The organism is Streptomyces montanus (assembly GCF_005786655.1).
Taxonomy (GTDB): domain Bacteria; phylum Actinomycetota; class Actinomycetes; order Streptomycetales; family Streptomycetaceae; genus Streptomyces; species Streptomyces sporangiiformans.
On record NZ_VBZC01000069.1, the window covers coordinates 1 to 13,191 of the forward strand.

At 69.9% G+C, this 13,191-nt stretch carries 7 protein-coding genes; 6 read left to right on the plus strand and 1 reads right to left on the minus strand.

What is annotated here, in order from left to right; genetic code table 11:
- The first annotated feature begins 312 nt into the window (after positions 1-312).
- Positions 313-1,758: an aldehyde dehydrogenase family protein gene (locus FE633_RS39580; RefSeq protein ID WP_138050008.1), complete on the plus strand. Its 1,446-nt coding sequence runs from the start codon at positions 313-315 to the stop codon at positions 1,756-1,758.
- Between the two features lie 94 nt (positions 1,759-1,852).
- Here FE633_RS39580 and FE633_RS39585 read toward each other — a convergent pair whose 3' ends face one another.
- A complete protein-coding gene (locus FE633_RS39585) occupies positions 1,853-4,732 on the minus strand; it encodes a glycoside hydrolase family 3 C-terminal domain-containing protein (RefSeq protein WP_138050009.1) in 2,880 nt (959 codons plus the stop codon).
- 361 nt (positions 4,733-5,093) lie between these two features.
- Here FE633_RS39585 and FE633_RS39595 point away from each other — a divergent pair, with 361 nt between their 5' ends.
- From FE633_RS39595 to FE633_RS39615, 5 genes are all read left to right on the plus strand, one after another.
- Positions 5,094-6,770: a type 2 periplasmic-binding domain-containing protein gene (locus FE633_RS39595; RefSeq protein WP_138050010.1), complete on the plus strand. Its 1,677-nt coding sequence runs from the start codon at positions 5,094-5,096 to the stop codon at positions 6,768-6,770.
- Positions 6,771-6,774: 4 nt separating this feature from the next.
- Positions 6,775-7,839 (plus strand): ABC transporter permease, encoded by a 1,065-nt coding sequence (locus FE633_RS39600; protein ID WP_138050011.1) that lies wholly within the window; start codon positions 6,775-6,777, stop codon positions 7,837-7,839.
- Positions 7,836-8,771 (plus strand): carbohydrate ABC transporter permease, encoded by a 936-nt coding sequence (locus FE633_RS39605; protein ID WP_138050012.1) that lies wholly within the window; start codon positions 7,836-7,838, stop codon positions 8,769-8,771. The genes FE633_RS39600 and FE633_RS39605 overlap by 4 nt, the downstream gene beginning before the upstream one ends.
- A 171-nt stretch (positions 8,772-8,942) precedes the next feature.
- Positions 8,943-11,162: a sialidase family protein gene (locus FE633_RS39610; RefSeq protein ID WP_138050013.1), complete on the plus strand. Its 2,220-nt coding sequence runs from the start codon at positions 8,943-8,945 to the stop codon at positions 11,160-11,162.
- Entirely contained in the window at positions 11,162-13,129 is a 1,968-nt protein-coding gene (locus tag FE633_RS39615) for a beta-galactosidase (protein ID WP_138050014.1), read from the plus strand. The genes FE633_RS39610 and FE633_RS39615 overlap by 1 nt, the downstream gene beginning before the upstream one ends.
- Positions 13,130-13,191: the final 62 nt, after the last annotated feature.

Sequence of the window (13,191 nt, forward strand, 5' to 3'; positions counted from 1 at the left end):
CATCCCTGGGGCTCCGCCCCAGACCCCGCTCCTCAATCGCCGGAGGGGCTGAAATCTTCAGCCCGTCCGGCGTTTGAGGACGAGGCCGTTCAGGCCGATAGGGGGGTCTGGGGGCGGAGCCCCCAGGTACGGGATGGGACGGGTAGGGGCGGCGGGGGCGACAACCCTGCACGGCGCCCCTGCGCGCCACCGTGCCAAAGTGTCGTATCCCCCGGGGCGACTACTACGGCTCGGACAAACGCCCCGCGGCCGTCCCACCCCTACCGTGGGGGAGGAATTCCAGGACACACCAACGGAAGGGCCGGACACCCAATGACTTCCACCCACGCCTTCTGGCTCGCCGGCCGCCAGGCCACCGGTGAGGCCACGTTCGACGTCACGTCCCCGTGGGACGACGGTGTGGTCGGGACGGTGAGCGTGCCGACCGACGAGCAGGTCGAGCAGGCCGTCGCCGCCGCCCACGCCGTGCGGGACGAGTTCGCCGCCACCCCGGCCCACGTACGCGCCGCCGCCCTCGACCACGTGTCACGTCGACTGATCGAACGGACCGAGGAGATCGCCCGGCTGATATCCGCCGAGAACGGGAAGCCGATCAAGTGGGCCCGTGGCGAGGTCGGTCGGGCCGTGTCGGTGTTCCGGTTCGCGGCCGAGGAGGCCCGGCGGTTCAACGGCGGAGAGGCCCAGCGGCTCGACACGGACCTCGGAGGGCAGGGGCGGCTCGCCATCACGCGTCGCTTCCCCAAGGGCGTGGTGCTGGGCATCGCGCCGTTCAACTTTCCGCTGAACCTGTGCGCGCACAAGATCGCTCCGGCCATCGCGGCCGGTGTCCCGATCATTCTGAAGCCCGCGCCCGCGACCCCGCTGTCGGGCCTGCTGATCGGTGAGCTGCTGGCCGAGAGCGAGCTGCCGGCCGGGTCGTGGAGCATTCTGCCGGTCGCCAACGACCGTATGCCCGCCCTCGTGCAGGACGAGCGGCTGCCGGTCATCTCGTTCACCGGGTCCGAGAAGGTCGGCTTCGCGATCATGGACTCGGTGCCGCGCAAGCACTGCACGCTGGAGCTGGGCGGGAACGGCGCGGCCGTGGTGCTGGCCGACTACGCCAGTGACGAGGATCTGGACTGGGCAGCGACGCGTATCGCCGCCTTCTCCAACTACCAGGGCGGGCAGTCCTGCATCTCCGTGCAGCGGGTGATCGCCGATGCCTCCGTGTACGAGCGGCTGGTGCCGCGTATCGTCGCCGCCGTCGAGGCCCAGGTGACCGGTGATCCGTCCGACGACGCGACGGATGTCGGGCCGCTGGTGAGTGAGGACGCCGCCAGGCGTGTGGAGTCGTGGGTCGAGGAGGCCGCGCAGGCGGGGGCCCGTGTGCTGACCGGTGGCAAGCGGGACGGGGCCTCGTACGCGCCGACCGTCCTCGCCGATGTGCCGGCCGATGTCACGCTGTCCTGCGAGGAGGTCTTCGGTCCCGTCCTCTCGGTGCAGAAGGTGGACGGGGAGGCCGCCGCCTTCGCCGCCGTCAACGACTCCAAGTACGGCCTTCAGGCAGGGGTGTTCACCCATGACCTGCAGACCGCGTTCCGGGCGCACCGGGCGCTGGAGGTCGGTGGCGTGGTCATCGGGGACGTGCCCTCGTATCGCGCCGATCAGATGCCGTACGGCGGTGTGAAGCAGTCCGGGGTCGGACGTGAGGGTGTGAAGTTCGCGATGGACGACTACACGTACGAGCGGGTGATGGTGCTGACGGGGCTCACCCTCTAGCCGGCTCTGACGCTCTGGTCGGCCCTGATGGAGGGGCCCGGCACCGGTGCCTTCCGGTGCTGGGCCCCTCCTTGCGTCGGCCTGGTCCGGACCCTCAACCGGAGAAGCCGACGCGCGCGAGCCGCAGTGGGCCGCGCAGTCTGATGTGCAGGTCATGGACCTCGGCGGCATGGCACGGGGCGGCGACGGTGGTGTAGTCGTACGGGCCCGCGGTCGCCGGGACCTCGAGCCGCGCGAGGACCGGGCCGCCGGGCAGGGCCAGTTCGACCGAGCCCTCGCCCGCCGCCACGACAGTGACGGTTGTCGTTCCCGGGCCGAAGTCGCAACGACGGAAGACCAGTTCGGCCTCGCCGCCGTCCACCGGTGCCACCGCGTCGCCCGACACCTTTGTGCGGTCGACGATCTCGGTGCGACTCTGCTCGTCGAAGTCGGCTGCGTTCAGGCCGCGTCCGAGGACCGGGCGGGGGGCCGCGGGGGCGCCGTCGAGTTCGATCGTCCCGCGCAGGCGGATGTCCTCGCTGGATGCGCCTACCAGGACGTCGTACGCTCCCGGCTCCAGCCACCACCGGCCGTGCGCCACATCCCAGAACTCGAAGGCGGAGAGCGGGAGTTCGAAGGTGAGCTCGGTGGACGCGCCCGGGGCGAGGCGGACACGGCGGTGTGCGGCCAGTTCGCGGCGGGGGCGGGGGACCGATGGGTTCACGGCGCGTGTGTAGAGCTGTGCGACCTCGTCGGCGGCCACCTCGCTCGTGTTGGTGACGGTGAAGGTGACCTTCACCTTGCCCTCGCCGGGCACGGCCGCGAGACCGCTGTAGGCGAAGGACGCGTACGACAGGCCGTGGCCGAACGGGAAGAGCGGGGTGCCCTCGAAGTAGAGGTACGTCTGGCGGCCGCCGATCACGTCGTAGTCGAGAAGGTCGGGGAGGTCCGCGTCGGAGGCGTACCAGGTCTGCGGGAGGCGGCCGGCGGGGGAGACGTCGCCCGCCAGGACGCGGGCCAGGGCGGTGCCCGCGGCCTGGCCGCCGTGGGCGGTCCACAGGACGGCGGGGAGGCTCGCGTGGTCCACCGCGTACGGGTACGCGGAGACGAGGGCCAGGGCCGTGTTCGGGTTCGCGGCGCGGGCGGCGTGCAGCAGGCGTTCCTGGTGGGAGGGCAGGCGGAGCGTGGTGCGGTCCTCGGTTTCGCGACCGTTGATGTGCGGGTCGTTGCCCGCGAACACGAGGACCACGTCGGCGGTGGCGGCGGCCCGGGTCACCGCGTCCTCGCCGGGCTCGGTGACGATCAGCTCGAAGATCTCCGGAGCCTCGCCGTCTCCGCCGTCTCCGCCGTCTTCGCCATCTCCGCCGTCTTCGGCGGCAACCTTTACGCCGTCGGCGGCGACAGAGACGTAGCGACCCGTCCCCACGTGCTTCAGGAGGTGGCCGCCCGCATGGGAATCATGCGGTTCCAGGCGGAAGGTCTCCTGGACGATCCAGCCTCCGGGCTGGTCCGCCGACGCGCGTACGTAGCCGTCGTCGGCGACCGAGAGGTAGCGGCCGTCGGGGGCGCGGAGGGTGAGGATCCCCTCGCCCCAGTCGATCAGCGCGAGGTCCGTGCCGGTGGCGTCGGTGGTGAGCGCGGGCAGGTCCGTGCGGCCCGCGAGGAGTGCCGGGTCCAGCGCGCCCTCCGCGCCCCGGGCCCCGTCCGTCGTGTCATCGGCCGGCGGGACGCTGAGATACGTACCGGCCGACGTCTTCAGGCGTACCCGGTCCACTCCCTCGGCGAAGTCGACGCGCTCGGCGCCGAAGCGCTCGTACAGGCCCTCCAGAGGGGTGGAGCGGTGGATGAGGGTGCCGCTGTACCAGTCGAGCTTGCACTCGTCGGCGAGCAGGCCGACCACGGCGATGCGCGGGCTGCCGGTCAGGGGCAGCAGGCCGTCGTTCTTGAGCAGGACGATCGCCTGTTCCGCGGCTTCCTGTGCGAGGGCGCGGTGGCCGGGGGTGTCGAAGTCCCGCAGGGCGGCGTACGGGTCCAGGCGGGGGTCGAACTCGCCGAGGCGGAAACGGACCGCGAGCTGGCGGCGGACCGCCGCGTCGATGTCCGGCCCGCTCAGCAGGCCCGCGTCCAGGGCCCCCTGGACGCGGGCCACGATCGTCGAACTGTCCGTGCCGTGATCCGTGAAGCTGTCGACCCCGGCGATCAGCGCGGCCGCCGTCGCCTCCTCGTGCGTGTCGAAGTAGTGCTCGGAGTCCACCAGATTGGAGGGCGCGCCCGCGTCCGAGCAGACCAGGAGGTCCTGGTCGGTCCAGGTGCGCAGATGCTCGCGCAGATATGGAGACACATGGTTGGGGCGGCCGTTGACCAGGTTGTACGCGGGCATCACACCGGCCACCGCGCCCGCCTCGACGGTCTCCCGGAAGGCGCGCAGGTCGTACTCGTGCAGGACGCGGGGACGGACGGACGAGGACGTGGTGTCCCGGTTCGTCTCGTTGTTGTGCGCGAGCCAGTGCTTGAGGACGGGGGCCGTGCGCCAGTACGCGGGGTGGTCGCCGCGCAGGCCGCGGGTGTACGCCGTCGCGATCGCCGAGGTCAGCCTGGGGTCCTCGGAGTAGCCCTCTTCGTTGCGGCCCCAGAGGGGGTGTCGCAGGAGGTTGACCGTCGGCGCCCAGACATTGAGGCCGACGCGGTCGTCACGGGCCCGCATCGCGCGCACCTCGGCGGAGACCGCGTCGCCGACGCGGCGTACGAGATCGTCGTTCCAGGTCGCGCCGAGGCCGACCGCCTGCGGGAACACCGTCGCCGGGCCCATCCAGGCCACCCCGTGCAGTGCCTCCTGTCCGGTGCGGAACGCGGCGACGCCGAGCCGCTCCACCGCCGGGGCGAACTGGTGCAGCAGCGCGATGCGCTCGGTCACGGTGAGCCGCGACAGCAGATCGTCGATGCGCTTCGCGAACGGCAGCTGCGAGTCACGGAACGGCGGCGTTTGAGCGGTCACGCTGGGACCCCTTGCGAAGAGCGACGGAGAACTTTCGAAGCGCTTCGATGCTCATTCGACCGAGGGGCGGGTGTCAAGACATCCTGAGGCAACTGCTCCGTACCCGCACGACGTCTCAGGGGCGCGAAGAGACCGTTCCAGTCCCGTATGCCTCCGAGGAATCTCGGAATCGGCTCTTGTGCGCCCCCAGGTGTTCACTTAACCTCGCAGCAACATCGAAGCGCTTCGACTGGTCGAACGTGCCCACACCGTGCGCGCATTCCTCCGAGGTCCGCTTCAGCTCAGCCGGATTCACTCGAGACACCGCAGCCGACGACCCCACCGCCGGGTGTCATGGTGTGCGCCATGAAGGGTTGACGCAATGACGCCGAACACCTCCGTCCCCAGCCGGAGAAGCTTCCTCGCCTCCACGGCGGTCGCCGCCGCCGCGGTGGCGGGCGGAATGCCGCTGCTGGCCGCCTGCGGCGGTTCCGGCAGCGGTTCGAAGGAGGGCACGACCTCGGGCAAGGACGCGCAGAAGGTCCTCCCCACTTTCGTGGCGCACAACGTGGTGACCCCCGACATCGCCTCGAAGAACGGCTCCGCCGTCGGCTTCACCAGCAAGATGTCGCTCGCCGAGCTGAAGACCTCGGTGCCCCAGAAGCTCGGCAAGGGCAGCACCGTCAAGATCATGTCGCCGTTCTGGGGTTCGCCGCCGAAGAGCAGCAACCCCTACTACTCGGCGATGAACAAGGTGATCGGCGCCGAGCTCGTCTGGCAGAACCAGGACGGCAACACGTACGACGAGAAGCTGGGCGCGGTCCTCGCCTCCAGCGACATGCCGGATGTCGTGGTCATCCCGAGCTGGAACATGGGCGGCAAGATCCCCAGCGCCATCATCAGCAAGTTCGCCGACCTCGGTCCGTACCTCTCCGGCGACAAGGTCAAGGAGTACCCGAACCTCGCCGCCATCCCGAGTGAGGCCTGGCAGTACTCCATCTTCGGCGGGAAGCTGCGTGGTCTGCCGCAACCCGCCCCCACGGTCACCGGCATCGTGCCCTTCTACCGCAAGGACGTCTTCGACAAGGAGGGGTACGAACTCCCCACCTCGGCCGAGGAGTTCCTGGCCCTCGCCAAGGACATCACCAACGCCAAGGCGAAGGTGTGGGCCTGCGACGACATGAAGTGGACCGCCTTCAACATCTTCGGTGTGCTGTCCGGCAGCGAGAAGCCGCTCGGCTGGAACCTCGTCGACGGCAAGCTGATCTACCGCGTGGAGACCGACGAGTACCTCGAAGCGCTGGAGTGGACACGGAAGTTGTACGCGGCGGGCGTCGTCCACCCCGATGCCAAGGCAGTGAACCAGGGCAACGCCGGTCAGCGTTTCACCGATGGCCAGGTCCTGATGTACAACCAGAACATCTCGGACTGGTGGGGAAAGATGGCCGAACAGGCCACCCAGAACAAGGACTTCCGCATCAGCGGCATGGACATATTCGGCCATGACGGCGGCGAGCCCAAGCTGTGGGCCGGATCGCCCGCGGGCGTCTTCGCCTTCATCAACAAGAAGGCGTCGAAGGCCGTGATCCACGACGTGCTGGCCGCCGCGAACGTCACCGCCGCTCCGTACGGCACCAAGGAGTACATGCTCACCAACTACGGGGTGGAGGGCACGCACTACACCGTCAAGGACGGCACACCGGTCAAGACCGACAAGGGCAACACGGAAGTCCTGAACGCCTACGTCATGCTCGCCAGCCCCGCCGCGACCATCGCGCACCCCGACTTCCCGGACATCGCGAAGGAACAGGTGGACTGGCAGCAGCGGATGGGTGCCTTCACCAAGAAGTCCTCCTTCTTCGGCCTCCAGATCACCGAACCGGCCCGCTACACCAACCTCTCCAATGACTTCGAGCAGTTGGAGGACGACGTCGTCCGCGGCCGCAAGAAGATCAGTGACATGCAGCAAGCGGTGTCGGACTGGAAGAGCCAGGGCGGCGACAAGCTGCGCGACTGGTACCAGAAGCTGCTGGACGACAACGGATCCGCGCAGGGGTGACGAGGTGGCTCACGGCACCACACCGCGCGCCGCCGCCCGCACCGCCTCGTCGGCGCCGGCGGACACCGCCGAGCCGTCCGCCGACCGGGCGAAAGGCCGTACAACGGCCGCCGAGCCCGCCGCGGTCTCCAAGCCTTCGAAGGGCGGCACCTTCAGGACCCGCTTCAAACGGGACCGCACGCTGATCCTGATGACCCTGCCGGCCATCGTGCTGGTCCTGGTCTTCAATTACATACCGATCCTGGGCAATGTCGTCGCCTTCCAGGAGTACGACCCGTACATCAGCGACAACGGCTTCATCGCCATGCTGGACAGCCCCTGGGTGGGCTTCGAGCAGTTCGGGCGGATCTTCGACGACCCGGCGTTCTGGGACGCCGTCCAGAACACCCTCGTCCTGTTCGTGCTCCAGCTGGTGCTCTTCTTCCCGATCCCGATCCTGCTCGCGCTGCTCATCAACAGCGTGATCAGGCCGCGCGTGCGGGCGGTGTCCCAGGCGGTCCTCTACCTGCCGCACTTCTTCTCCTGGGTGCTGGTCATCACCGTCTTCCAGCAGATCTTCGGCGGCGCCGGAATCATCGCGCAGACCCTGCGGCAGCACGGGTACGAGGGCTTCGACCTCATGACCGACCCGGGAATCTTCAAGTTCCTGGTGACCGCGGAGGGCGTGTGGAAGGACGCGGGCTGGGGCATCATCGTCTTCCTCGCCGCGCTGGCGTCCGTGAGCCCCGACCTGTACGAGGCCGCGGCGATGGATGGGGCCGGGCGCTGGCGCCGGATGTGGCACGTCACGGTGCCCGCGTTGCGCCCGGTGATCGCACTGCTGCTGGTGCTGCGCGTAGGTGACGCGCTCACGGTCGGCTTCGAGCAGATCCTGCTGCAGCGGGACGCGGTGGGGCCGGGCGCGGCGGAAGTCCTCGACACATATGTGTGGTGGAACGGCGTCCGCAACCAGGACTTCAGCTACGCGGCCGCCGCGGGTCTGATCAAGGGTGTGGTGGGTCTGGGACTCGTCCTCGCGGCGAACAAGGTCGCCCATCTCATGGGCGAGCAGGGGGTGTACAAGAAGTGAGCGCCGTGACCGAAGAGCGCCCGAAGGCTCCTGGCCGCTGGGCCGCCCCGCCCAGGCCCGTGTGGGAGGAGGCCCCCAGCCAGGCCGGGCTCGCGGGCAAGGGCATCGTCCTGGCCGGCGCATGCCTCGCCGTCCTGTTCCCGCTGTGGATCGTCATCGTCACCAGCCTGTCCTCGAAGCAGACCATCACCGAGGCCGGCGGACTGGTTGTGGTCCCCAAGGGCATCACCTTCATCGCCTATCAGGAACTGCTGAGCGGCGGCCAGGTCACCCGCGCCAGCATCGTCAGCCTGTGCGTCACTCTCGTCGGCACGCTCTTCTCGATGACGGTGTCCGTCCTCGCGGCGTACGGGCTCTCCCGCATCGGGTCGGTCGGGCACCGCTGGATGCTGATGGCCCTGCTCGCGACGATGTTCTTCGGCGCCGGCCTCATCCCGACGTACCTGCTCGTGCAGTCCCTGGGGCTGACCGACACCTACCTCGCGCTGATCCTGCCGAGCGCGATCAGTGTCTTCAACATCCTGGTGCTGCGCGCGTTCTTCATGGGCATCTCGCAGGAGCTCATCGACAGCGCGCGGATCGACGGCGCCGGAGACTGGTGGATCCTCTGGAAGATCGTGATACCGCTCTCGCGTGCCGTCATCGCGGTGATCACACTCTTCTACGCCGTCGGCTACTGGAGCGCTTGGTTCAACGCGTCGATCTATCTGAGCGACCAGGACATGATGCCGCTGCAGAACGTCATGATCCAGCTCGTCCAGAAGCAGGAACCCCCGGTCGGTCTGGGGCAGGCCATCAAGACCGGCCAACTGTCCGGACTGGCCGTCCAGATGGCGGTCATGGTCATGGCCCTCCTCCCGGTGGCCATCCTCTCGCCCTTCGTCCAGCGGCACTTCAAGAAGGGCATGCTCACCGGCGCGGTCAAGGGCTGACTCCGGCCAGCCCGCTTTCCTCGGTGGTCGGAAGCTTGCAGCCGTCCGTGAACTGCGGATCGCGTTCGTGGCTGGTCGCGCCCACGCGGCGGAGCCGCATATGTCACAGCCCCGCGCCCCTAAAGGGGCGCTCCCCCCTCGCAACCCCTCCCCTCCAGAACGAGGTATGTCATGCGCACGCCCCGCCTGAGCAGACGAGCCGTCCTCGCCGGGACCGCCGCCGCGGCCGCGGTCTCCGCCGTCTCCCTTGCCGGGTCCCCGGCACAGGCGGCCGCCGGCGCAGACGCGCCCGCGTACCGCTGGCGCAATGTCGTCATCGGCGGTACGGGATTCATCAGCGGCGTGCTCTTCCACCCGTCCGTACGCGGGCTCGCCTACGCCCGCACGGACATCGGCGGCGCCTACCGCTGGGACGACCGGGCCGCTCGCTGGACGCCGCTCACCGACCACATCGGCTGGGACGACTGGAACCTCCTCGGCGTGGAGGCGATGGCGGTCGACCCCGCGCACCCGAACAGGCTGTTCCTGGCGCTCGGTACGTACGCCCAGTCGTGGGCCGGCAACGGGGCGGTCCTGCGCTCCGAGGACCGTGGCGCCACCTGGACCCGCACCGACCTGAACGTGAAGCTCGGCGCCAACGAGGACGGCCGGGGCACGGGGGAGCGCCTCCTCGTCGACCCGCGCGACAGCGACACCCTGTGGCTGGGCACCCGGCACGACGGGCTGCTCAAGTCGACCGATCGCGGCGCCACCTGGGCGGCCGTGACCGCTTTCCCGGCGAAGGCGAACGCCTCCGGGCAGGGCGTCACGTTCCTCGTCGCGGCAGGCCGTACCGTCTACGCCGGCTGGGGCGACGGCGACGGCACCCCGGGCACCGCGAACCTGTACCGCACGGCCGACGGAACGACCTGGGAGGCCGTTCCCGGGCAGCCGTCCGGCACCTCGGCCAAGGTGCCGATCCGGGCCGCGTACGACCAGCGCACCCGCGAGCTGTACGTGACGTACGCCGACGCGCCCGGACCCAACGGCCAGTCCAGCGGCAGCGTGCACAAGCTGCGCATCCCGACCGGCAAGTGGGCCGAGGTGACCCCCGTGAAGCCGGGCGGCACTACGGCCGACGGCTCGGCGGACACCTTCGGCTACGGCGGGGTCGCCGTCGACGCCTGCCGTGCGGGCACGGTCGTCGTGTCCACGAACAACCGCTGGGCGGCCGTCGACACGCTGTTCCGGACCACCGACGGCGGCCGTACCTGGACGTCTCTCAAGGACGCTGCCGTCTTCGACGTGTCCGAGACTCCTTTCCTCGACTGGGGCGGCGACAAGCCGAAGTTCGGCTGGTGGATCCAGGCGGTCGGCGTGGACCCGTACGACTCGAGGCACATCGTGTACGGGACCGGCGCGACCCTCTACGGCACGCGCGACCTCAAGCGCTGGGCGCCGCAGATCCGCGGCCTGGAGGAGACGGCCGTGCGCCAGCTGATCTCGCCCCCGGTCGGGGAGGCGCATCTGCTCAGCGGGCTCGGGGACATCGGCGTGATGTACCACGAGCGGCTCACGGCGTCTCCGTCGCGCGGCATGGCGGCGAATCCCGTGTTCGGGTCGGCGACGGGACTCGCACAGGCCGCGGCCAAGCCGTCGTACGTCGTCCGGGCGGGCTGGGGCGACCACGGCAACGGCGCGTACTCGAACGACGGCGGACAGACCTGGGCGCCCTTCAAGGCCCAGCCCGACATCGCCAAGAACGCACCGGGGCCGATCGCCACCAGCGCCGACGGCGCCACGCTGCTCTGGTCCTTCGTGCACTGGGACGGCACGAAGTACGCGGCGCACCGCTCCGCGGACAACGGCGCGACCTGGTCCGAGGTCTCCTCCTTCCCGAAGGGCGCCACGCCGGTCGCCGACCCGGCCGACCCGACGCTCTTCTACGCGTACGACACCGACACAGGAACGCTATATGCCAGCACTGACAGTGGCCGTTCCTTCACGGCTCGTGCCGGTGGACTGCCGTCCGGAGACGTCCAGTTCAAGCTGGTCGCGGCTCCCGGACGCTCCGGGGACCTGTGGCTGAGCGTGAAGTGGAACGGGCTGTACCGGTCCACCGACGGCGGGGCGGCCTTCTCGAAGGTGGACAGCTGCTGGGCCTCGTACACGCTCGGTTTCGGCAAGGCGGCCGACGGCGCCGACTATCCGGCGATCTACCAGGTCGGCTCGACGGAGACCATCACCGCCGTCTACCGCTCCGACGACGAGGCGAAGACCTGGGTGCGGATCAACGACGACGCCCATCAGTGGGGGTGGACCGGCGAGGTCGTCGTGGGTGATCCGCGGGTGTACGGCCGGGTGTATCTGGCCACGAACGGGCGCGGCATCCAGTACGGGGACCCCGTCTGATGTCCCGGCTCGACGAGGTGACCCGGGGCCGCATCCTCTTCGGCGGTGACTACAACCCCGAGCAGTGGCCCGAGGAGACCTGGCACGAGGACGTACGCCTTATGAGGGACGCCGGCGTCAACTCCGTCACGCTCGGTGTCTTCTCCTGGGCGAAGCTCGAACCCCGGCCCGGGGCACGTGAGTTCGGCTGGCTCGACCGGCTGATGGACCTCATGCACGAGAACGGCATCGGTGTCGTCCTCGCGACGCCCACCTCCTCGCCCCCGCCCTGGATGGGCCGGCTCCACCCCGAGACGCTGCCCCGCGACGAGGACGGCCGCACCGAATGGTGGGGCGGCCGCCAGCACTTCTCGCACTCCAGCGCCGTCTACCGCCGCTACGCCGCCGCCATCACCGAGGACCTCGCCGCCCGCTATGGCGGCCACCCGGCCCTCACGATGTGGCACATCAACAACGAGTACTGCACCTTCGACTGGGGCGACGAGGCCGCCGGCACCTTCCGCCGCTGGCTCCAGGACAAGTACGGCACGCTGGAGGCCCTCAACGCCGCTTGGGGAACGGCGTTCTGGAGCCAAGGCTACGGCGACTGGGACGAGATCCTCCCGCCGCGCCGCGCCCACTACATGAAGAACCCCACGCAGGTCCTGGACTTCAGGCGCTACACGTCCGACATGCTCCTGGAGTGTTACGCCGCCGAGCGCGACATCGTCCGCCGGCACACCCCGCACCTCCCGGTGACCACCAACTTCATGCCGATGTGGGTGGGGCAGGACGCCTGGAAGTGGGTCACGGAGGAGGACGTCGTCTCCGTCGACCTCTACCCGGACCCGCGTGACCCCTTCGGCGCCCAGAACGGCGCGCTCGTCCAGGACATGACGCGCTCCCAGGCCGGGGGCGGGCCGTGGATGCTCATGGAGCAGGCGGCCGGTCCCGTCAACTGGCGGGGCGTCAACCACCCCAAGGCGCGGGGCCTCAACCGGCTCTGGTCCCTGCAGGCCGTCGCCCGCGGCGCCGACGCCGTCTGCTACTTCCAGTGGCGGCAGTCCCGGCAGGGCGCGGAGAAGTTCCACTCCGGGATGGTCAGCCACGCGGGGGAGGCCGGCCGCATCTTCCAGGAGATCAAGGGGCTGGGCGCCGAACTCGCGGGCATCGGCCCCGAAGTGACCGGCAGCCCCATAGCGGCCGATGTCGCCGTCCTGCACGAGTGGAACGCCTGGTGGGCCGGCGCGCAGGAGGGCCGGCCCTCGTCCGAGGTCGACTACCCGCAGGTCGTACGCGCCTGGCACCGGGCTCTGTGGGAGGCCCACGTCACGACCGACTTCGCGCACCCCGAGCACGACCTGTCCGCGTACCGACTCGTCGTCGTTCCGCAGCTGTACCTGCTCACGGACGCGGCGATCGACAACCTTCTGTCGTATGTGCGCGGCGGCGGCACCCTCGTCTGCGGCTTCCTGACCGGGGTCGCCGACGAGGACGACCGCGTGCGGCCGGGCGGGATGGACGCGCGACTGCGGGAGCTCTTCGGCATCCGCACCCTGCACGAGTGGTGGCCGCTGGAGGCGGGGGAGAGCGCCGGGTGCGACGGTTTCGTGGGGACGTTGTGGTCCGAGGAGCTGGAAGCGGAGGGGGCCGACCAGGTCATCCCGTACAAGGGCGGCGAGCTCGACGGGCTTCCGGCCGTGCTGCGCAAGGGGCGTGCCTGGTATGTGTCCACGCTGCCCGAACCGCCCGCGCTGCGCGACCTGGTGGCGGACGTGGCGGCCGGTGCGGGGGTTCGGCCGGTGCTGGACGGCCTCCCTGCCCAGGTCGAGGCCGTCCGCCGCGGTGACCTGCTCTTCGTCTTCAACCATGGGCGGGAGACGGTCACGGTGGAGGTGCCGGGCACCCACCGGGATCTGCTCACCGGCGAACAGGTCGCCGGAGCCGTGGAGTTGGAGCGCTACGGAGCGGCGGTGCTGGCACGGTGAGCACGCGGACGCCGCCCACGCCCTCCTCGCATCCCAGGACTTCCTCCGGAACGCGACAGCTC

Bases quoted from the DNA above. Each gene is read 5' to 3' on its own strand.
- FE633_RS39615 (WP_138050014.1), top strand. From the start codon at position 11,162: ATGTCCCGGCTCGACGAGGTGACCCGGGGCCGCATCCTCTTCGGCGGT.
- FE633_RS39580 (WP_138050008.1), top strand. From the start codon at position 313: ATGACTTCCACCCACGCCTTCTGGCTCGCCGGCCGCCAGGCCACCGGT.
- FE633_RS39595 (WP_138050010.1), top strand. From the start codon at position 5,094: ATGACGCCGAACACCTCCGTCCCCAGCCGGAGAAGCTTCCTCGCCTCC.
- FE633_RS39610 (WP_138050013.1), top strand. From the start codon at position 8,943: ATGCGCACGCCCCGCCTGAGCAGACGAGCCGTCCTCGCCGGGACCGCC.